The 19,233-nt window shown below is 56.2% G+C and carries 22 protein-coding genes; 13 read left to right on the top strand and 9 right to left on the bottom strand.

What is annotated here, in order from left to right; genetic code table 11:
- Positions 1–8 precede the first annotated feature (8 nt).
- From Q0N43_RS03295 to Q0N43_RS03310, 4 genes are all read left to right on the top strand, one after another.
- Positions 9–719: a 2OG-Fe(II) oxygenase gene (locus Q0N43_RS03295; RefSeq protein ID WP_295442472.1), complete on the top strand. Its 711-nt coding sequence runs from the start codon at positions 9–11 to the stop codon at positions 717–719.
- A gap of 141 nt (positions 720–860) precedes the next feature.
- Positions 861–2,666 (top strand): DUF885 family protein, encoded by a 1,806-nt coding sequence (locus Q0N43_RS03300; protein ID WP_295442476.1) that lies wholly within the window; start codon positions 861–863, stop codon positions 2,664–2,666.
- Positions 2,667–2,726: 60 nt separating this feature from the next.
- On the top strand, positions 2,727–3,614 hold the full coding sequence (locus Q0N43_RS03305) for an alpha/beta hydrolase (protein WP_295442479.1): 888 nt from the start codon (positions 2,727–2,729) through the stop codon (positions 3,612–3,614).
- A 58-nt stretch (positions 3,615–3,672) separates the two neighbouring features.
- On the top strand, positions 3,673–4,713 hold the full coding sequence (locus Q0N43_RS03310) for a fatty acid desaturase (protein ID WP_295442481.1): 1,041 nt from the start codon (positions 3,673–3,675) through the stop codon (positions 4,711–4,713).
- Here Q0N43_RS03310 and Q0N43_RS03315 read toward each other — a convergent pair.
- On the bottom strand, positions 4,706–5,227 hold the full coding sequence (locus Q0N43_RS03315; RefSeq protein ID WP_295442484.1) for a DUF1003 domain-containing protein: 522 nt from the start codon (positions 5,225–5,227) through the stop codon (positions 4,706–4,708). The genes Q0N43_RS03310 and Q0N43_RS03315 overlap by 8 nt on opposite strands.
- A gap of 44 nt (positions 5,228–5,271) precedes the next feature.
- Positions 5,272–6,837 carry a lysine--tRNA ligase gene (locus tag Q0N43_RS03320; RefSeq protein WP_295442487.1) on the bottom strand — a complete coding sequence of 522 codons (1,566 nt, stop codon included), beginning with the start codon at positions 6,835–6,837 and terminating at the stop codon, positions 5,272–5,274.
- Positions 6,838–6,875: 38 nt separating this feature from the next.
- Here Q0N43_RS03320 and Q0N43_RS03325 point away from each other — a divergent pair, with 38 nt between their 5' ends.
- The 3 genes from Q0N43_RS03325 to Q0N43_RS03335 are packed head-to-tail and all read left to right on the top strand — an operon-like array spanning position 6,876 to position 10,671.
- Entirely contained in the window at positions 6,876–9,611 is a 2,736-nt protein-coding gene (locus Q0N43_RS03325) for an ATP-dependent DNA helicase (RefSeq protein ID WP_295442490.1), read from the top strand.
- Positions 9,608–10,153 (top strand): histidine phosphatase family protein, encoded by a 546-nt coding sequence (locus Q0N43_RS03330; RefSeq protein WP_295442492.1) that lies wholly within the window; start codon positions 9,608–9,610, stop codon positions 10,151–10,153. Before Q0N43_RS03325 ends, Q0N43_RS03330 begins: the two co-directional genes overlap by 4 nt.
- The gene (locus Q0N43_RS03335) at positions 10,150–10,671 is read left to right on the top strand and encodes a GNAT family N-acetyltransferase (protein ID WP_295442495.1); all 522 of its coding nucleotides are present in this window, start codon (positions 10,150–10,152) and stop codon (positions 10,669–10,671) included. Before Q0N43_RS03330 ends, Q0N43_RS03335 begins: the two co-directional genes overlap by 4 nt.
- Here Q0N43_RS03335 and Q0N43_RS03340 read toward each other — a convergent pair.
- The 5 genes from Q0N43_RS03340 to rpmF form a co-directional block, all read right to left on the bottom strand.
- On the bottom strand, positions 10,668–11,027 hold the full coding sequence (locus Q0N43_RS03340; RefSeq protein WP_295442497.1) for a MerR family transcriptional regulator: 360 nt from the start codon (positions 11,025–11,027) through the stop codon (positions 10,668–10,670). The genes Q0N43_RS03335 and Q0N43_RS03340 overlap by 4 nt on opposite strands.
- 5 nt (positions 11,028–11,032) lie before the next feature.
- Complete coding sequence (locus tag Q0N43_RS03345) at positions 11,033–11,323, bottom strand: integration host factor subunit alpha (protein WP_295442500.1); 291 nt, start codon at positions 11,321–11,323, stop codon at positions 11,033–11,035.
- 102 nt (positions 11,324–11,425) lie between these two features.
- A complete protein-coding gene (locus Q0N43_RS03350) occupies positions 11,426–12,394 on the bottom strand; it encodes a beta-ketoacyl-ACP synthase III (protein ID WP_295442503.1) in 969 nt (322 codons plus the stop codon).
- A complete protein-coding gene (gene plsX / locus Q0N43_RS03355) occupies positions 12,391–13,410 on the bottom strand; it encodes a phosphate acyltransferase PlsX (protein ID WP_295442755.1) in 1,020 nt (339 codons plus the stop codon). Before plsX ends, Q0N43_RS03350 begins: the two co-directional genes overlap by 4 nt.
- Before the next feature lie 28 nt (positions 13,411–13,438).
- Positions 13,439–13,615: a 50S ribosomal protein L32 gene (gene rpmF / locus Q0N43_RS03360; protein WP_125229645.1), complete on the bottom strand. Its 177-nt coding sequence runs from the start codon at positions 13,613–13,615 to the stop codon at positions 13,439–13,441.
- Positions 13,616–13,813: 198 nt separating this feature from the next.
- Here rpmF and Q0N43_RS03365 point away from each other — a divergent pair, with 198 nt between their 5' ends.
- The gene (locus Q0N43_RS03365; RefSeq protein WP_295442509.1) at positions 13,814–14,212 is read left to right on the top strand and encodes an MAPEG family protein; all 399 of its coding nucleotides are present in this window, start codon (positions 13,814–13,816) and stop codon (positions 14,210–14,212) included.
- Positions 14,213–14,223: 11 nt separating this feature from the next.
- Here the strand turns inward: Q0N43_RS03365 and Q0N43_RS03370 are convergent, their stop codons facing one another.
- Both Q0N43_RS03370 and Q0N43_RS03375 read right to left on the bottom strand, forming a co-directional pair.
- The gene (locus Q0N43_RS03370; protein WP_295442512.1) at positions 14,224–14,910 is read right to left on the bottom strand and encodes an MBL fold metallo-hydrolase; all 687 of its coding nucleotides are present in this window, start codon (positions 14,908–14,910) and stop codon (positions 14,224–14,226) included.
- A 40-nt stretch (positions 14,911–14,950) separates the two neighbouring features.
- The gene (locus Q0N43_RS03375) at positions 14,951–15,556 is read right to left on the bottom strand and encodes a S24 family peptidase (RefSeq protein ID WP_295442515.1); all 606 of its coding nucleotides are present in this window, start codon (positions 15,554–15,556) and stop codon (positions 14,951–14,953) included.
- Between the two features lie 123 nt (positions 15,557–15,679).
- Here Q0N43_RS03375 and Q0N43_RS03380 point away from each other — a divergent pair, with 123 nt between their 5' ends.
- The 5 genes from Q0N43_RS03380 to Q0N43_RS03400 all read left to right on the top strand — a co-directional run bounded on the left by Q0N43_RS03380 (position 15,680) and on the right by Q0N43_RS03400 (position 19,221).
- Positions 15,680–15,886 carry a hypothetical protein gene (locus Q0N43_RS03380; RefSeq protein WP_295442519.1) on the top strand — a complete coding sequence of 69 codons (207 nt, stop codon included), beginning with the start codon at positions 15,680–15,682 and terminating at the stop codon, positions 15,884–15,886.
- 2 nt (positions 15,887–15,888) lie between these two features.
- The gene (locus Q0N43_RS03385) at positions 15,889–16,224 is read left to right on the top strand and encodes a hypothetical protein (RefSeq protein ID WP_295442522.1); all 336 of its coding nucleotides are present in this window, start codon (positions 15,889–15,891) and stop codon (positions 16,222–16,224) included.
- 49 nt (positions 16,225–16,273) lie between these two features.
- Positions 16,274–17,443: a mechanosensitive ion channel family protein gene (locus Q0N43_RS03390; protein WP_295442525.1), complete on the top strand. Its 1,170-nt coding sequence runs from the start codon at positions 16,274–16,276 to the stop codon at positions 17,441–17,443.
- A gap of 116 nt (positions 17,444–17,559) precedes the next feature.
- Entirely contained in the window at positions 17,560–18,018 is a 459-nt protein-coding gene (locus tag Q0N43_RS03395; protein ID WP_295442527.1) for a MaoC family dehydratase, read from the top strand.
- A gap of 24 nt (positions 18,019–18,042) precedes the next feature.
- Complete coding sequence (locus Q0N43_RS03400; RefSeq protein ID WP_295442529.1) at positions 18,043–19,221, top strand: acetyl-CoA C-acyltransferase; 1,179 nt, start codon at positions 18,043–18,045, stop codon at positions 19,219–19,221.
- Positions 19,222–19,233 lie beyond the last annotated feature (12 nt).

A 19,233-nucleotide genomic window follows, 5' to 3' on the forward strand; every position in this document is an offset into this window, starting at 1 on the left:
GTGGACTTATGCAAACAGATACGCAAGCCAAAGAGTTCGACCCCAATAATGATCCCGCCAAGCTGGCGCGGATTGGGGCGCATGTCACCAAAAGGTTGAATGCCAATCCGCTTGTCCAGCAAGTCGAACATGAAGACGCGCAATTATATGTCTATCAAGGGTTTTTGAGCGCTAAAGACTGTAAGACATTGATTGCAAAAATTGATGCCGATGCCGTGCCCTCCACCTTATATGCAGGCACAGAGCAAGAGGGCTTTCGCACCAGTTACAGTTGCCATCTCAACCGTTGGGATGCGTTCATTGCCAAAGTCGAGGCGCGGATGAGCGACGTTTTGGGCATCGACAATGATTATGCCGAAACCATGCAGGGGCAGCGGTACCATGTCGGCCAAGAATTCAAGGCGCATCACGACTTTTTCCACCCAAGCCAAAGCTATTGGGCGCAGGAAGGCCCGGGCGGCGGGCAGCGCAGTTGGACCGCAATGATCTTCTTGAACGAACCCAAAGAGGGCGGCGCGACGGAATTTCCGCATCTTGGCCTTGGCGTGCGTCCGCAGGCCGGAATGATGCTGATATGGAATAATATAAAGCCGGACGGGACGCTCAACTATAAAACATTGCATAGCGGTACGCCTGTTATTCGGGGCGTGAAGCATATCATCACCAAATGGTACCGGCAAAATGACTGGCTGGAGATTACGACTGCAAAGACGTCTTAAACGGCATCGCAGTTCGCTGGCGGCGCAATCACTGTCGTCTGTCGAAACCCTATTGCGCTTGGCCGATAGGACGCCGACAGCAAGCGCCAAAGCCCCATCATACCCTTTTGATAGATTTGAAATAATGTCGGAGAACATCGCATGAAAATGAAGCGCCATATCTTATTGCTTAGCTGCGCTGCGTTACTGTCACCTGTTGCCGCGCAGGCCCAAACCACTGCGACAGAAACCGCCGCGACCGAAAGCCAGCGGCTGACGGCGTTGTTCGCCGCCGATGATGCGGCAAGCCTTGAGCGTAACCCATTAAACGCCATGTTCCGTGGCGACGTGCGCTATGCCGACCGTTTTGGCGATTTCATCAGCGATGCGTATTTCGCCAATGAACGCAAAGCTGCCGAGGCCAATGTGGAGGCCCTGAAAAGCATTGACCGTGACCAGCTGAACGCGACCGACAAGATCGCCTATGACGTGTTCAAGCAAAACCAGACCGATGCGCTCAAAGGCTTGTCCAAAGAGATTATGGACCTGACCGTTGTCCGTCCGCTTAATCACTTTTTTGGCTTTCACACATTCTACCCGACCTTTGCCAGCGGACAGGGTGCGGCGCCGTTCAAGACAGTGCTGGATTATGACAACAACCTGAAACGGCATAAGGAGTTTATCGTGCTTATGGATCGGTCGATTGACCGTTTCCGTCAGGGCATGGCCACCGGCGTGTTCGAAACGCAGATGACGATCACCAACGTCGTCGATCAATTGAATACGCAGCTTGCGCAAAAGACCGAAGAATCGCCCTATTATGGTCCGATCCTGAAATTCCCGGAAGGTTTTAGCGATGCCGACAAGGCGCGGCTCACTGCCGAATATCGCGACATCATCGAAACCGGCCTTTACCCCGCCAATGCCCGCCTGCGCGATTTTCTGCGGGACAGCTATTTGCCCTTGGCGCGCGAACAGGTCGGCCTATCGGCGATGAAGGGCGGCGAAGCTTTGTATCAATATTTGATCGAGCAAACGACGACTTTGCCATTGAAGGCCGACGACATCCACAATCTTGGATTGTCCGAAGTCGCGCGAATCACATCGGGCATGGAGGCGATCCGCCAGGAAGTCGGCTTCAAAGGCACTTTGCCCGAATTTTTTGACCATTTGCGCTCGGATCCAAAGTTCAAACTCGCCAGCCGTGACGCCTTAACTCAAGGCTATTATGACATCGGCAAGATTGTTGATGCAAAGATTTCGACGCAGTTCAAATATCTTCCCAAGGCACCGCTAGAGATCAAGCCCTATGAAGAATTCCGCGAGAAATATGAAGCTGGCGGTAGCTATCAGTCCGGCACGCCAGACGGTTCGCGCGCCGGTATATTTTATTTCAACGCTTATGACCTGCCAAGCCGCACGACCCCTGGCATGACCACGCTCTATCTTCATGAAGGTGCGCCGGGGCACCATTTCCAGATCAGCATCGCGCAGGAAAATGAAAAACTGCCTGCCTTCATGCGCTTTGGCGGCAACACCGCTTATGTCGAGGGCTGGGCGCTATATTCGGAAACCTTGGGCTATGACATGGGCCTGTTCAGCGACCCGTATCAGCGCTTCGGCACATTGTCGGACGAAATGCTTCGCGCCATGCGCCTTGTGGTTGACACTGGCCTGCACAGCAAGGGTTGGACGCGCGAACAGGCTATCGACTATATGCTCGCCAACAGCGACATGGGCAAAACCGATGCAACCGCTGAGGTGGAACGCTATATCGCCATTCCAACACAGGCCTTGGCCTATAAAATCGGTACGCTCACAATTCTGCGCCTAAAGGACAAGGCCAAAACGCAATTGGGCAAAAAATTCGACGTGCGCGAATTCCATAATCAGGTTCTGAACACCGGCGCCTTGCCGCTGACTGTCCTTGAAAAGAAAATTGACGATTGGATTGCAGCGTCGAAATAAGCGAAGCGCTTGATTGGTTTGGCATGTTGATATAGCTCGCTTGGCAGGGGGGAGTTATTTATGCCAAGTTTTGCCGCCAGCCTTGCTGGTTTTGTCCTGCGCAGCACAGGCTATTATCGCCGGATGTTTTCGGGCGGGCCGCAATTTGAAAAGAATATTGCAAAGGTCCGTTCCGGGCACTTGCCATCGCCCAAAGCGCATGTTGACGTCGATATTCGGCAAAGCGAATTTCAGGGCCGTCCTGTTTGGCACCTTGCGCCCAAGGGCCGAGCGCCGTCGGCGCATGTCCTGTTCTGGCATGGCGGCGGCTATGTCTATCCGGCAACCGACATCCATTGGAAATTTCTATCCCGCATGGCGTCGCAGCATGGCTGGTCCGTCACCGCGCCGCTTTATCCGCTCGCGCCGGAACATACGGCGGGACAAGTTACCGCTTGGGCGATGGACTATTATGCAAGCTATCAGGCGGAGATGGGCGAAAAAGCGTTTGTCATGGGCGGCGACTCTGCAGGTGGCGGCCTGACCGCTGCGTTGGCGCACACGGCGCGCGATACAGGCCAAGCTTTACCTGCCAGCCTGTTGCTCATTTGCCCATGGTTGAACCTTGACCCCGCGCATCCCGACCAGTTGAAAACGGAACCACGCGACGGAATCCTGACCATCAGCGGTATTTCCGCAGGCGGCACGCTCTATGCGGGCGACTTGCCGCGCAATGACCCAAGATGCAGCCCTATCTTCGGCGATTGGGAGGGGTTGCCGCCGATTCTGGCCTTTGCTGGCGGCGACGACATATTGGTAACGGACTCGCGGGCCTTAAAGGCCAAGCTGCCATCGGTGGAGCTCATTGAGCTTGCGGGCATGCTGCATGATTGGCCGATCTTCAGTTTCAGTGAATCGCGCAAGGCGCAAGCAAAAATGGCCACCTTTGTCGCACCGGCGGTGAAGTAACGCATTTGCGCGCGGGCCAATGGAACGCTATGTTTTGTGCAATGAATAGGGACGCAGCATGCCAGCGGTAAAGGCCGCCAACCCGCGTGCGGTTTTTGCCGCTAATGATTGGCGCGCAATCACCACATTGTCGCGTTGGCGCGGTATCTGGCTTGTGCTGCATGGTTGGATGGTTGTCGCGCTGGCGGCCTTTGGCGGCGCTGCGGCATGGGACTATCATTGGTTGGTCGGGCTGTTGGTGACGCCTTTCGTGCTTGCGATACTAAGCGGGCGGCAATTGGGGCTTTCGATCCTGATGCATGATGGCGCGCATGGTTTGCTGCACCCCAACCGCAAGACCAACAATTGGCTTGGGCAATGGCCGACGGGCGCGGCGACGGGCAGCGATTTGTTCGCCTATCGCGCCTATCATTTGACGCACCACAAATTCACGCAGCAGCCCGAAGACCCCGACCTTTCTTTGTCCGCCCCCTTCCCCACCAGCCGCGATAGCCTGCGCCGCAAATTCATCCGCGACCTGACGGGGCAGACTTTTTACAAGCAACGCCGCGCGCAATTTGCGGTCGCTTTGCGCGGGGCAAAGGCCATGCTGACCCGCGAAAGCAGCAACGACAAAGCCGACACACTAGCTGGCCGCGCACTCAACATGCAGAGCCGCGCTGGCGTTGCCGCGCCCGTTATGAATGTCGATGGCGCAAAAACCACAGCGCGCACTGTGGGCCGCTTCTTGGCGGTGCAGGCCATATTGCTGACGATATCTTTGCTCGTCTGGGGCTGGACGCCGTTTCTGCTTTGGCTGGCGGCGCTGGCCACGAGTTTTCAATTATTCCTGCGCATCCGCAACATCGCCGAACATGCATGCACACCCACGGGTAGCGGCGACCCTTTCACGCATGCGCGGACCACTTATGCCGGCCTTATCGCCCGTGCGACGGTCGCGCCTTATTGGGTCAATTATCACAGCGAGCATCATCTGTTCATGGGTGTGCCCTGCTACCATCTGGCGGCGACCCATCGCCTGCTCGGAACGGGCGGCTTCCATCCGAAGATGACATTATCGCCTAATTATCGCGACGTTCTGGCGCAAGCGGTCAACTGACCGATGGCGCGCGGGCGCTTTGGCGCTCGATGATGTCCAAAAGCGCGTCGATTTTTGCATGCAAGCGCAGGATTTCTAACTCAGCGCGCAAATTGACTTCATAATCATGCGCGGCGGCAATGCGGTCTTTGGCCGACTGACGATTTTGGCTCATCATGATGATGGGCGCCTGAATCGCCGCAACCGTTGACAGCATCAGGTTTAAGAAGATGAACGGATAGGGGTCAAAGGCTTTGCCCAATGTGCCCAATATCTGCGAGTTCAAAAGCATCCAGCCAAGCAGGACGGCGGCAAAGACCATGATGAGTTTCCATGATCCGCCAATCGCCGCAACCCTGTCCGACAAATGCTCGCCAAAAGTCGCCTGTTCGTCGACAATATCGCCAACGTCGCGGCTGGTGTGCTGCACATGGTGAATATGGTGCAGCACCTTGGCCTCTTCGGCCTCCAACTGGTCCAGCGACTTTCCAAGCAGGTCAATCGCGAGTTTTTCGACGGAAGGCAGTTCTTTCATGTCAATACTCCTGCAATATTCCAACCGAAGGGCGCTCGCCTTAGCTATGCCAGCGCCTCTGCGATGAGCTGGCGCGAATTTTTGATGCCATAAAGCGCGATGAAGCTGCCCATGCGCGGACCAGCGCTTGAACCCAGCAGCGTTTCATACAAGGACTTGAACCAGTCGCGCAGATTTTCGAAACCGCCCTCTTTGCCGATGGCATAGACGATGTTTTGAATATCCTCGGCGCTGGCATCCGCCGGCAATTCCGCCAATTGCGCATCCAGCATCTGCAAGGCGGCAATCTCTAAACCTTCGGGCTTGCGCTTGTGCAAGGTCGGCGCAACAAAATCGCGGTTATAGGCAAGTGCAATCGGGATAAGCTCGGCCAGTTCCGGCGCGTTTTCCGGCGAGACATTATCCGCATAATTGCCAAGATAGGCCCAAACCTGCGCCGCGGTGGCACCTGCACCCATCACGCCGACAAGGTTCAGCAACAGGCCGAACGTCACTGGCGGCTGCCCCGTCGGCACTTGGCCATTGTGGACATGGTGCACTGGGTTGCCCAACCGCTTTTCAGGGGGTTGTTCATGCCATTGCGCGCGGAACTGAAAATATTCGTCCACGGCCTTTGGCACGACGCCCAAATGCAGTTGCTTGGCGCTTTTGGGTTCGCGAAAAGCGTAAAAGGCAACGCTGTTTTCGGTGCCATATTTCAACCAATCCTCAAGCGCGAGGCCATTGCCCTTGGACTTGGAAATCTTCTCGCCTTTTTCATCGAGGAACATTTCGTAAATGAGGCTTTCTGGCGGACGCCCGCCAAGCACGCGCGCGATCTTGCCCGATTGCACACCACTGTCGGTCAAATCCTTGCCATACATTTCATAATCGACGCCCAAAGCGACCCAGCGCATGGCCCAGTCGACTTTCCATTGCAGCTTTGCCTTGCCGCCCAAGACCGATTGCGTGACCATGTCGCCATTGTCATAAAAACGGACAAGGCCAGCCTCGGCATCGACGACTTCAACCGGCACCTGAAGCACAACGCCCGTCTTCTCGCTGATCGGCAATATCGGCGAATAGGTCGCGGCGCGTTCCTTGCGCAACGTGGGCAGCATGATGTCCAATATGCCCTGATAGTTGTGCAGCACATTTTTCAGGGCGTCATCAAACGCGCCGCTTTCATATTGCGACGAGGATGAGATAAATTCATATTCAAAACCGAACTGGTCAAGAAAAGCGCGCAGCATCGCATTATTATGCGCGGCAAAGCTGTCGAATTTTTCAAACGGATCGGGAATGCGCGACAAGGGCTTGCCCAAATGTTCGGCGAGCATCGCTTGGTTCGGCACATTGTCCGGCACCTTGCGCAGGCCGTCCATATCGTCCGAAAATTCGATCAATCGCGTTGGCGCATCAGACAGCGTCCGGAACGCATTGCGCACCATCGTCGTGCGCAGCACTTCGTTAAAGGTGCCGATGTGGGGCAAGCCCGATGGACCATAGCCACATTCGAAAATAATCGCCTGACCATCGGCCTTGCCATGGGGATAGCGTTTCAGCAAACGCCGCGCCTCTTCATAAGGCCAGGCTTTTGATGCCAATGCTATGTCGCGAAGGTCAGTCACATGTTGCTCTTTCGTTCCAAATACGCCTATCAAGGCTTATGGAAACTCCACTAGCCTTTCCTGCGCTTCACGCAAGCCATGCCGGTATTTGGATGGGCAGCAATGGCGGCCATGTGCAAACCATTGGCAAGGGCGAGGCGGCTGGCCGTGCGGCCGAAACGCCGATGGTCATGCTGAACGCGCCATTAGTGGCACAAAGGCTTGGCTATCCCGATTTGTCGGGGCTTGACCTTCTGGAGCTATATGCCTTTGTCTACCCTGCGCGCTTTGCCGTTCCAACGCCCAAGGGTTTGGCAAAGAACTTGAACTTACACGCCCCTGCGACGGATCAAGAGGTTCCCTTATTCTTGCTGCGTGCCGCGCATTATTTGCTGTCGGTTCTGGGCGACGCAGATTGGGCCGAACGTGAAGGGGCTTGGGATTCGGCACAAGCACTGATGCGGCTGCGTTGGCCATGGGCAAATCTGGTGCTGGCAGTCCTTAAAAAGCCCGAACGCCCCGAACGCTGGTTGTTCAGCCGCTTACCCGAATGGGAGGAGGCCCCGATGCGCACCCCGCCACGCGTCGTCACGTTGCAGGCCGATGCCGTGCAAGAACGCTTGGCTTCACTTGTCGGCGGCTCTGCGGAAACGCGGCAAGGGCAGCGCGATTTTGCCCAAGCCGCAGCCGCCATTTTCGCACCGCGCACGCGCAAGGGCGAACCGCATATGCTGCTGGCGGAGGCTGGTACAGGTATTGGCAAGACGCTTGGCTATTTGGCCCCTGCCAGCCTGTGGGCGAGCACTGCCGATGGCACAGTGTGGATTTCCACCTTTACCAAAGCGTTGCAACGGCAATTGGTACGCGAGGCGAAGCGTATTTACCCCGACCATGAAACGTTCAAGTCCAAGGTCGTAGTGCGCAAGGGTCGCGAAAATTATTTGTGCCTCTTGAACCTGGAGGACGCGTTGCAAGGCGGTTTTGCCGGACGGGCGGCGACCCTTGCGCATTTGGTGGCGCGATGGGCGGCCTATTCGCATGATGGCGACATGATTGGCGGCGATTTGCCCGGATGGTTGCCGACCTTGTTCCGGCGCAATGGCTCGACCGCTTTGACCGACAGGCGCGGCGAATGCATTTATGCCGGATGCCCGCATTATAAAAAATGCTTCATTGAGCGCGCGGCGCGGTCGTCGGTGCAGGCCGAAATTGTCATCGCCAATCACGCGCTGATGATGGTCAATGCCGCGCGCGGGCGGGACGAACAGAACCGGCCAAGCCGGATTATTTTTGATGAGGGCCATCATCTATTTGATGCCGCAGATTCGATGTTCGCCGCCGCCCTTACGGGGCAGGAAACGATTGAGCTGCGCCGCTGGGTCATTGGCCCCGAAGGCAAGGCACGCGGACGACGGCGCGGGCTTTCGGCGCGACTGGCCGATGTTGCGTCTTATGATGAAGAAGGCAGCCTTGCCATTGAAATGGCGCGCGTCGCCGCTGAGGCTTTGCCCGGCGAGGGCTGGCTTGCGCGTTTGGCCGAAGGCACGCCATCGGGACCAATTGAACGATTACTGTCCGCGATTCGGACGATGGTGTTCGCCCGCGACGAAACCAATGCGACCGAAAGCGGCTATGGTTTGGAGACTGAGCTTGCCGATCCCGACCCCAAGGTCATAGACGCCGCCGCCGATGCCGCCATCGCGATGGAGGCTCTGGCAAGGCCGCTGACAGTGCTTGGGCAGCGTTTGGAGGCGATGATAGCCGACCCGCCCGATTGGCTCGACGGCAGCGCGCGCGCGCGCGTTGAGGGGGCAATGGCCAGCCTAAGCTGGCGCATCGATACATTGCGCGCATGGATATCGATGTTGGCGCGCGCCGTCGGCCCCGTTGACCCCGAATATATCGACTGGCTGGCGATTGACCGGTTTGAAGGCCGCGAAATGGACATTGGCATGCATCGCCGTTGGCTTGACCCCATGAAGCCCGTGGCGGAGATCGTGCTGAAGCCAAGCCATGGCGTGCTGGCCACATCCGCCACCTTGCGCAGCGGTGGCGACTGGCAAAATGCCGAGGCGCGGACCGGGGCAAGTCATCTGGATAAGCCAGCGACGCATTTTTCGGCGATCAGCCCATTTGACTATAAAGCGCAGGCCGAAGTCCTGATCGTCACCGATATCAAAAAGGGCGACCCTGCCGCCTTGGCGGGTGCCTATGCCGCGTTGATCACCGCATCAGGCGGCGGCGTTCTGGGCGTGTTCACCGCGATACGGCGGTTGCGATCAACCTATGCGCGCATCGCCGACCGCTTGGCGCGAGATGGCCTGCCTTTATATGCGCAACATGTGGACCCCATTGATACCGGGACACTTGTCGACATATTCCGGAATGACCCCCATGCAAGCTTGCTTGGTACTGACGCATTGCGCGACGGGGTGGATGTGCCTGGCCATTCGCTGCGGCTGGTCATCATGGAGCAAACTCCGTGGCCCCGCCCCGACATCTTGCACCGCGCGCGGCGGTTGAAACATGGGGGCATGGAATATGATGATCGCATCATCCGCGCAAAAATGGCGCAGGCCTTTGGCCGCCTGATCCGGACTGCCGGCGACAAAGGCCATTTTGTGTTGCTGTCATCCGCAGTGCCAAGCCGCCTTTTGTCTGCATTTCCACCGGGCACGCCGATCCGCCGGGTGACGCTGGAACAGGCGGTTAATTCGGTGAAATCAGGTCTTTCGTCTGACACAAATTTGCGGCAGGACGTTGCAGACACGTTGGAAGCGAGCAACCCTATTTGACCTTCACCCTTACCTTGTTTCGCCATGCCAAATCGAGTTGGGATGACGCCGTCCCGCGGGACTTTGACCGTCCGCTCAATACGCGCGGGGAAAAAGCGGCGGTTATTATGGGCATCTGGGCAAAACGTAACGGATTGACCTTTGACCATGTCGTCGCCAGCCCCGCCGTGCGGGTGATCGAGACCATTGATCAATTTGTGAAGGGCACTGGCGAACGGATCGAACCCAATTGGGACCGCCGGATTTATCTGGCGTCCTCGGCGACGTTGATGGACGTGCTGCGCGATCAATCCGATGCACATAAAAACCTGCTGATGGTCGGCCATAATCCCGGGCTTGAGGATCTTGTCTTCGACATCTGCCCCGATGATGGCACCTCGCCTTTGCGTGATTTGGTTTGGGAGAAATATCCGACCGCCGCCATTGCACGGATGGAATTGAACGTCGCGCGCTGGGCCGAACTGGATCGCAAATGCGGGCGATTGACGCACTTCATCCGGCCGCGTGATCTTGACCCCGATCTTGGACCCGAGACCGAATGACACCCATTATCTGGCGCAAGGCTGTTGCGGCGGATGCCGAAGCGCTCAGCTATCTTGGCGCAGCGACTTTCCTTGCAAGCTTTGCCTTTGACCATCCCGGCGGGCCGTTAATCGACCATCTGCGTGACCAGCATGGCGTCGCCTATTATGCCGCCGCGCTTGGCGACCCGGCTGTCGATATCATAATTGGCGAAACCCCGCTTGGCGCGCCTGTCGGCTATGCCATGGTCACAACGCCTGCGCATCCGACGCTTCAGCAGTCGGGCGATATCGAGTTAAAGCGCATCTATTTGCTTGGCCCATGGCAAGGCGCAGGCAATGGTAGAGACCTGCTACATCATGTTTTCGATGTGGCGAACACACATGGTGCCAAACGCCTATTGCTCGCGGTCTACGAACAGAATGTCCGCGCTGTCGCCTTTTATGAACGGGCCGGGTTTGCGCCACTTGGCGAAACGGTTTTCATGGTGGGCCAAGTGCCCTTTCGCGATTTGGTCTACGCGCGGATCATGAATTAGGCCGCAGCCAAAGCGGTTGCCAGCCTTTCGCGTACTGCCTGCAAAGCACCAAAGTCGAACGCAGCAACAGATGATATCTCGGGCATAGGCGCATGAGGCCGCGTATCCTGTGCCTCGCCTTCCGTCAGAAAGCGACGCGCACCCTTCACGGTGTAGCCTTCTGCATATAATAAACGATGGATCGTGTGCAGCAGGACGACATCGTCGGGTCGATACAAGCGCCGACCACCCGCCCGCGTCAGTGGCCGCAGCATGGGGAATTGTTCTTCCCAATACCGCAATATGTGCGTTCTTACGCCCAACGCCTCGGCCATTTCACCAATATTGCGGAAGGCGTCAGCGGATTTTTCGGGCATAAAAGTTATTTTACCTTTTGGCGCATGCCTTGGCTTGCACGGAACGTCAGAACCCGGCGCGGCGTAATTGGTACTTCTACGCCTGTTTTCGGGTTGCGCCCGATACGTTCGGCCTTGTCCCGCAAAACAAAGGTGCCAAAACCAGAAATTTTGACATTGTCACCATTCAGTAAAACAGCGGTCATATGTTCAAGTATCGATTCGACCATTGCCGCTGCGTCTGCACGCGACAAACCGATTTGTCGGTTAAGCATCTCCGCCAAATCGGCGCGCGTTAATGTTCCTGCATCAGCCATATTCGTCTCCGGACCCTGACTTAAAATGGTAAACCAAGAGCATACAATAGAAATTTAATTTGTAAAATAGCGATAATGTATAAATTTACATCCGTCCGGAAATTACATTCGTACGATTGATGCGCCCCAGGTGAATCCGCCACCCATCGCTTCCAGAACGACAATGTCCCCTGTTTTGATCCGGCCATCGCGCACCGCGACATCCAAGGCCAAGGGAACGGACGCCGCAGAGGTATTTGCGTGCTGGTCAACGGTGAGGATAACTTTATTCGGGTCAAGCGCCAGTTTCTTGGCCGTTGCCTCAATAATCCGGGCATTAGCCTGATGCGGAACGACCCAGTCGATGTCGGCTGGCGTCAATTCTGTCGCATCCAGCACCTCGTGCAATACATTGGTGAGATTGGTCACGGCATGGCGGAACACCTCCCTACCCTTCATCCGCAATTTGCCGACGGTGCCCGTGGTGGATGGGCCGCCATCGACATATAATAATGCATTATGTTGACCATCGGCATGCAATTTGGTCACCAGCGCGCCGCGAATGCCAACTTCGCCTGACAAGACGACCGCGCCAGCGCCGTCACCAAACAATACGCATGTCGTGCGGTCTTCCCAGTCCAATATGCGGCTAAATGTTTCGGCCCCGATGACTAATGCATTATGCGCTGACCCTGCGCGGATCATGCTTTCCGCGACGGAAAAGGCATAGAGAAAGCCCGAGCAAACCGCAGCCACATCAAAGGCAACGCCGCCATTGCAGCCAAGCGCATGTTGCACAATGGTGGCAGAAGCAGGGAATGTCTGGTCGGGCGTTGCCGTTGCCAAGATGATCAGATCAATGTCACAGGCAGACATGCCAGCCGCGTCAAGCGCTCGGCGCGATGCTTCGATCGCAAGGCTGGATGTTGTTTCATCGGTCTCGGCAATATGGCGGAACTTTATACCCGTCCGCTCTGTAATCCATTCGTCGGTCGTATCGACTCTGCTGGCCAGTTCAGCGTTGGAAACGCGGTTGCGTGGAAGCGCCGACCCAGTTCCTTTGATAACGGCACGAAGGGCGACTTGGGTCACTTCGGCTGTATCCGTGCCAGATCTTGCGTGATGCGCGCGGTAATGTCTTCTTCGACCAATCGCGCTGCAACCTCGACAGCATGGGCCACGCCCTTGATATTGGCGCCGCCATGGCTTTTAACGACCACGCCGTTCAGTCCCAGAAACACAGCGCCATTATGATTATTGGGATCAAGATGGTGCCGCAGCAACTCGGTGGCTGGACGCGAAACCAGAAAACCGAATTTCGAACGGATGGAGCTGGTGAAGGCCCGGCGCAAAAGATCCGTGACGAAACGGGCCGTGCCTTCCATGGACTTCAACGCGATGTTGCCAGTAAAGCCATCGCACACAACGACATCACATTCGCCGCGGTTGATCTTGTCGGCCTCAACAAAGCCTTGAAAATCCATGTGCAGGCCAGTCGCGTTACGCAAATGCTGCGCCGCGTCGCGAAGTTCATCGGTGCCTTTCATTTCCTCGGTACCGATATTCAGCAAGCGAACACGCGGACGGTCAAAGCCGAAAATGATACGCGAATAGGCCGCACCCATGACGGCAAACTGGACCAGGTTTTTGGTCTCACACTCGGTGTTGGCCCCCAGATCCAACATCACCACATCGGTATCTTCCAACGTGGGCAGCAAAGCAGAAAGGGCTGGCCGGTCAATGCCGGGCATCGTGCGCAGGGCAAGTTTTGCGGTAGCCATTAATGCTCCGGTATTGCCACCGCTGACGGCGGCACTGGCATGGCCGGATTTTACGGCGTTGATCGCCATGCCCATGGAGCTGGTCTTGGCCTTGCGCAAAGCGGCGCTGACCTTTTCACCAGGCGTAACGACGAATTCGCTATGGAGGATTTCGGAGGCAGCGCGCAAATTGGGGTGCTTATCAAGCGCAGACTTAATCTGCGTTTCGTCCCCCACCAATAAAAACGCGAAGTTTTCATGCCGTTGCCGTGCCAAAGCCGCGCCTGCGATCATCACAGGAACGCCTTCGTCGCCGCCCATCGCGTCAATGGCGATACGCGGTTTCATCGACACCAGCTATTCTCCTTAAACAGGATTAGGCGACTGCAACCACTTCGCGGCCATTATAATGGCCACAGGCATCGCACAGATGATGTGGACGCTTTAGTTCGCCACAATTAGCGCATTCTTGATACGCGGCAACCTTAAGCGAATCATGGCTACGACGCATGCCGCGCTTCGAAGGGGATGTTTTTCTTTTGGGGACAGCCATTTCGGCACCTGTTCCATTTCAAAATCAATAAGTTCTAGGTCATGCTAGGCGAAAGAGATGGTCGTGGCAAGCAATCGCCAGAATCGGCCTCATTCATCCGCACATGTCTGTGTGAGCGGCGCGCTATACTTGTTTTTCGGTGCTTTGCAAGCCGAGAGATAGCAGTTAAGCACGCCAGTACAAACAGGGAGAGAAGATATGTTAAGTTTACCCGTTACCCTTACAATAGCCGCAGGCGCGGCATTGGTGAATATCTGGCTGATGATCCGTTGCGGCCAAGCGCGGACAAAAGAAAGCGTATCGATTGGCGATGGCGGCAATGAATTCGTCATTCGCCGGATGCGCGCGCACGCAAACTTCGTGGAAAGCGCACCGTTCATTTTGATCCTGATTGCCGCGCTCGAAGCGGCGGGTGGAACCAACAATATGCTTTGGGGCCTGGGCATCGTCTACATCGTCGGGCGGCTTGCCCATGGTCTGGGCATGGATGGCGGATCACTTGGCAAGGGCCGGATGGTCGGCACGCTGACCACGATGATTACTTTGCTTGGCCTTGCTGGCTGGGCCTTGTGGAAAGTCTACGCAGCGGTTCTTTGATGTAACCTTATTTATCTGGCCGCAAGTACATCGTCTGCGACAAAGGCGTTGTGCTTGCGTTCATAGCCAAATTGGCTGGTTGGGCCATGGCCGGGGATGAAGGTCACGTCATCCCCCAATGGCCAAAGCTTCGTCGTGATGGCGTTAATCAGGTCGGCATGATTGCCGCGCGGGAAATCGGTGCGGCCGATTGACCCTTGAAACAACACATCGCCAACAATCGCCAGACGGCTGGGTTGATGATGGAAAATGATATGCCCAGGCGTGTGACCGGGGCAGTGAATGACATCCAGCGTGAGATTGCCGACGGTCACGGTGTCGCCATCGACCAACCAACGGTCGGGCTCAAAACTATGCGCCTCCATGCCATAGCGCGCGCCGTCATCGTCCAGCTTCTCGATCCAGAAACGGTCGTCCTCATGCGGGCCTTCAATCTTTAGCCCAAGCTCTTGCGCCAGCATTCCGGCTTGCCCGCAATGGTCGAGATGGCCATGCGTCACCAATAATTTTTCAAGCTCGACGCCCGTTTGCGCGACCGCAGCTTTTAATTTGTCGAGATCACCGCCGGGGTCAACCAGCGCGCCCTTGTTCGTTTGCGTGCACCAAAACAGCGTGCAATTCTGCTGCAACGGCGTGACGGGAATGATCGCGGCCTTAAGCGGCGGGGTCATATTGGGCGTGGATGTATGTTGTGACATAAATATTGATGTGCCGCACTGATGCGACCGAGGCAAGTGTTCAGAGTCGCCGGGCTGCCCAAACAACCCTGCCGATGATAGCGACGGTTGCGCCGTCAACATCTGGCCAACCGGGATAGGCCGGATTGTCCGACAACACCGACAAGCGCCCGCCCGGTCCGCTGGCGAGCCGTTTGACCATCAGCGCATCATCCAGCCGAATGACATGAATGCCGTCCCGCAACAGGCCAGCCGCCGCGCGGTTGTCCACCATGATGTCATCGCCATCCACCTGAATCAATGAGAGCTTTGCCGGATCCAGCCCCTGCTTACGCAACCATTTTTCGTCAAAACCGATTTTGCCGGGCGGCGTCTCGCGCGCCGGAATCGCACCGGGACCAGCCGACGCGCCAACCGCAAGCTTTGGAATAAGCCGAATGCCCGTTCTGGTCGCGCCCGCGTCCGGCCCACCCAGCACGCTTTCGTCCACACCAAAATATCGTGCCAATATCCCGCGCTCTGTCTCTGGCAGTTTTTTGGGCGATCCGCGTTTGATAAATTGTTGAATGTACGTGGAATTACGACCGACCAGCTTCGACAGGCCAGCAAAATCCTCTGCATTTTCCGCAATCAAGCGCTCCAAAGCAGCCCTTGGGTCTTCTCCCATGTTGTTCCCTCCGGTTCGGTTGGAAATTTCCTAGACTTGTAGGATTTATCCTATCACTTTTGTTCTATATTTGTTCTTTCTGATTCGGGCAAGCCAATCCGGGTCGATCATGGAGGAGACATCATGCATATCACGCGCCTTATTGAGCGGTTTCTTCGGGAACAGGACCTGCCACCGACCAAATTCGGCCGCTTGGCTGCGGGTGATCCGCGGCTTGTGCTGGACATACGCATGGGCTGGGAAATTAGACCCGAAATGGAGGTAAAACTCCGGCGCTTCATGTCCAACTATGGCCAACACGCCCAGTTCCAAGGCAGAAAAGGGTTATGAGCATGCGGACACCATCACATGCGCCTTGCAACGCCTTGCGCGCAATGTTCCCTGCTGCCGACATCAGCATATTGCACGAACGGCCCTGGCACGGCCTCACCTTTTGCGGGACGCAAACATGCCTGTCGGTGCACATGCAGGATGGAACATGGTATGGCGACGTGGAGGCATTATCGCAGCTTTTGTCAGAACATGAATTTGATTTGCCGCGTCAGATCGTCGCCGACATTGCGGTAACAGGGGCGGTAACAGGGGCGGTAACAGGGCCGTTAACGCAGGCGGTTATGGCCAAAGGCGCAGCGTGCCTGATCATTGATGCGTTGTTGCTCGACAGCTGATGGCACCGCAAAACTTGTGCCACGTCGCCATCGACCGTAAACAGGGGGCATGACCACACAACATGCACCGAACTTACCGCGCCTCGCTCCCGAATCGATTGGCCCTCGCCTTCAGTCTTATTGGGATCCGCTGACGGTTTGGGTGCAGAATAATTACGTCGAACTGGGCATTGCCGTGGTGGCGGCCATCATCGTGTTCGTTGCGCTTAGCTGGCTGAAAAGAATCGCCGCAAACATCGCGCGCGCCAGCGAGCACCGCGCGCATCTGAAATCCATCGTCGCCCGCACATTGGCGCGGACGAGCAGATTTTTCCGCGTCATGGTGTCGATTGAACTGGTCAACCAGATTGCCAATGCGCCAGCGGCACTGGCTCAGGCCGTCGATATCTTGTTCACCATCGCGATTGTCATTCAAGTCGCCATCTGGCTGCGCGAAATCATCTTGGGCTTGATCGAACGGCGCGCAGGTGAAGGCGTTCATGAACATGATACCTTACAAAGCGCGATGGTGCTGATCCGGCTGCTCGTCAGCTTTGTCTTATTTGCCATCGCTGCCATTGTAGTGCTCGATAATCTGGGTGTTAACGTCACGGGCCTTGTTGCGGGTCTTGGCGTTGGCGGCATCGCGATTGGCCTTGCCGCGCAAGGTATTTTCTCCGACCTGTTTGCGGCAATCTCGATCATTTTCGACAAGCCGTTCCGGCGCGGCGACACGGTGTCTTATGACAACACCATCGCGCGGGTTGAAGTTATCGGCATGAAAAGCACAAGACTGCGCGCGCTGACGGGTGAAGAGAAGATTATTTCAAACAGCAAATTGCTGGAAAAAGAAATCACCAACAACACGCTGACCTTGTATCGGCGGGTCACTTTTGTCCTGACGCTTGTGTACCAGACACCCCCTGCCCTTGCCCGGCGTGTGCCCGATATTTTGCGTGCAGTGGTTGAGGCCAATGGCGCGCAATTCATCCGCGCCGGGTTCAACAATTTTGCCGCAAGCGCGCTTGATTTCCATCTGGTGTTCGACATTGAAAGCGATGATGTCGAAGAAATGTTTCAGGCACGCCACGATATTGGCATTGCCATTATCGATAGCTTCGCGCGTGAGGGGATTTGTTTTGCCTATCCCACGCAGACGACGTTTACAGCCTCGCCCGATGGCAACTTAGTGATGCCTTATGCCGCGCCGCCCAGTGCCAAGACGCGTTCAAAAAGCTGATTCGCAGTCTATGGGTCAAACAGCCGCTAGCATGCCGTAACGGCAAATAAGCGGGGCTTGTATTGCGCGTTTGAAACCGCCACGATGCGACCAAATTAGGAAGCAGGAGACTCCGTATGACCGCAATTACACCCGCTGAACTCGCGACTAAGGTTGGCGAAAACATCGGCGTATCGGAATGGATTTTGGTGGATCAGGACATGATCAACAAATTTGCCGATGCAACAGGCGACCATCAATTCATTCACATCAACGAAGAAATGGCGAAGCAAACGCCGTTCGGCGGCACCATTGCCCATGGCTTTCTGACCTTGTCTTTGTTCCCGGTGATGAGCGCCAAGTCCGATTGCCCCAAGGTTGCGGGCGTCAAAATGGGTGTGAATTATGGTGGCAACAAAACCCGCTTTCTCGCCCCTGTCCGTTCAGGCAAGCGCGTACGCGGCCATTTCAAACTGCTTGAACTTGCCGAAAAGCGCCCCGGCCAATGGCAGCAAACGCTTGAGTTCACTGTCGAGATTGAGGGCGAGGAAAAGCCAGCACTTCAGGCTGAATGGATCAGCCAGTTTTTCGTATAATTTTCACTTTAAGGAATCACTCACATGCGTGACGCAGTAATTATATCCACCGCCCGTACCGCCATTGGCAAAGCCTATCGCGGCGGGTTCAACGCAACCTCCGGACCAACGCTCGGCAGCTATGCGTTGAAGGCAGCTGTTGCGAGCGCTGGCATAGAAGGCGGCGAAATCGACGATGTTCTCTGGGGCTCTGCGCTTCAACAGGGCACGCAAGGCGGCAATCTTGCCCGCCAAGTTGCGCTGCGCGCTGGCCTGCCCGTTTCGGTATCGGGCATGACCATGGATCGTCAATGTTCATCGGGCCTGATGTCAATTTCGACTGCGGCAAAGCAGATCATTGTCGACAATGTCGATGTCATGGCCGCTGGCGGACAAGAATCCATCTCTTTGGTGCAAACCAAGGAAATGCGCGTTCAGCCAGACCGTGAACTGGTAGAAATGCACAATGCCATTTATATGCCGATGTTGCAGACCGCCGAAGTGGTCGCCAAGCGTTACAACATCAGCCGCGATGCGATGGACGAATATGCCCTGCAATCGCAGCAGCGCACCGCCGCCGCGCAGGCCGCTGGCTATTTTGATGCCGAAATCGTGCCCGTGACCACAGTCATGAACGTCGTGAACAAGGAAACCGGCGAAGTCAGCCAGAAAGACGTGACCATTGCCAAGGATGAAGGCAATCGCGCCGATACGCAGCTTGCTGGTCTGCAAGCGCTTCAGCCTGTACTTGGCCCTGACATGACCATCACCGCCGGCAACGCAAGCCAGCTTTCCGACGGTGCATCCGCCTCCATCCTGATGGAAGCAAAACTGGCCGAGAAAAAGGGTCTCAACCCGCTTGGCCGTTATGTCGGCATGGCGGTTGCAGGTACAGAGCCTGACGAAATGGGCATTGGTCCGGTATTCGCAATCCCCAAATTGCTTCAGCGTTTTGGCCTTAAGATGGACGATATCGGCATTTGGGAACTGAACGAAGCCTTTGCCGTGCAGGTCCTGTATTGCCGGGACAAATTGGGCATTCCAAACGAGTTGCTGAACGTCAATGGCGGATCGATTTCCATTGGCCATCCTTATGGCATGACGGGCGCACGCTGCACGGGCCATGCCTTGATCGAAGGCAAGCGTCGCGGTGCGAAATATGGTGTTGTCACCATGTGCGTCGGCGGCGGAATGGGTGCCGCTGGCCTGTTCGAAATCTTTTAATCGCACATAAGA

The sequence above is a fragment of the Sphingorhabdus sp. EL138 genome, from assembly GCF_945882965.1.
Taxonomy (GTDB): domain Bacteria; phylum Pseudomonadota; class Alphaproteobacteria; order Sphingomonadales; family Sphingomonadaceae; genus Sphingorhabdus_B.

What these genes read in the sequence shown, in the direction of transcription:
- Q0N43_RS03375 (WP_295442515.1), bottom strand. Translation starts at nt 15,556, where the DNA reads ATGGGAGAAGACCCAAGGGCTGCTTTGGAGCGCTTGATTGCGGAAAAT.
- rpmF (WP_125229645.1), bottom strand. Translation starts at nt 13,615, where the DNA reads ATGGCTGTCCCCAAAAGAAAAACATCCCCTTCGAAGCGCGGCATGCGT.
- Q0N43_RS03370 (WP_295442512.1), bottom strand. Translation starts at nt 14,910, where the DNA reads ATGTCACAACATACATCCACGCCCAATATGACCCCGCCGCTTAAGGCC.
- Q0N43_RS03390 (WP_295442525.1), top strand. Translation starts at nt 16,274, where the DNA reads ATGACCACACAACATGCACCGAACTTACCGCGCCTCGCTCCCGAATCG.
- Q0N43_RS03295 (WP_295442472.1), top strand. Translation starts at nt 9, where the DNA reads ATGCAAACAGATACGCAAGCCAAAGAGTTCGACCCCAATAATGATCCC.
- Q0N43_RS03380 (WP_295442519.1), top strand. Translation starts at nt 15,680, where the DNA reads ATGCATATCACGCGCCTTATTGAGCGGTTTCTTCGGGAACAGGACCTG.
- Q0N43_RS03305 (WP_295442479.1), top strand. Translation starts at nt 2,727, where the DNA reads ATGCCAAGTTTTGCCGCCAGCCTTGCTGGTTTTGTCCTGCGCAGCACA.
- Q0N43_RS03365 (WP_295442509.1), top strand. Translation starts at nt 13,814, where the DNA reads ATGTTAAGTTTACCCGTTACCCTTACAATAGCCGCAGGCGCGGCATTG.
- Q0N43_RS03395 (WP_295442527.1), top strand. Translation starts at nt 17,560, where the DNA reads ATGACCGCAATTACACCCGCTGAACTCGCGACTAAGGTTGGCGAAAAC.
- plsX (WP_295442755.1), bottom strand. Translation starts at nt 13,410, where the DNA reads ATGAAACCGCGTATCGCCATTGACGCGATGGGCGGCGACGAAGGCGTT.
- Q0N43_RS03300 (WP_295442476.1), top strand. Translation starts at nt 861, where the DNA reads ATGAAAATGAAGCGCCATATCTTATTGCTTAGCTGCGCTGCGTTACTG.
- Q0N43_RS03325 (WP_295442490.1), top strand. Translation starts at nt 6,876, where the DNA reads ATGGAAACTCCACTAGCCTTTCCTGCGCTTCACGCAAGCCATGCCGGT.
- Q0N43_RS03385 (WP_295442522.1), top strand. Translation starts at nt 15,889, where the DNA reads ATGCGGACACCATCACATGCGCCTTGCAACGCCTTGCGCGCAATGTTC.
- Q0N43_RS03340 (WP_295442497.1), bottom strand. Translation starts at nt 11,027, where the DNA reads ATGCCCGAAAAATCCGCTGACGCCTTCCGCAATATTGGTGAAATGGCC.
- Q0N43_RS03345 (WP_295442500.1), bottom strand. Translation starts at nt 11,323, where the DNA reads ATGGCTGATGCAGGAACATTAACGCGCGCCGATTTGGCGGAGATGCTT.
- Q0N43_RS03400 (WP_295442529.1), top strand. Translation starts at nt 18,043, where the DNA reads ATGCGTGACGCAGTAATTATATCCACCGCCCGTACCGCCATTGGCAAA.
- Q0N43_RS03335 (WP_295442495.1), top strand. Translation starts at nt 10,150, where the DNA reads ATGACACCCATTATCTGGCGCAAGGCTGTTGCGGCGGATGCCGAAGCG.
- Q0N43_RS03310 (WP_295442481.1), top strand. Translation starts at nt 3,673, where the DNA reads ATGCCAGCGGTAAAGGCCGCCAACCCGCGTGCGGTTTTTGCCGCTAAT.
- Q0N43_RS03315 (WP_295442484.1), bottom strand. Translation starts at nt 5,227, where the DNA reads ATGAAAGAACTGCCTTCCGTCGAAAAACTCGCGATTGACCTGCTTGGA.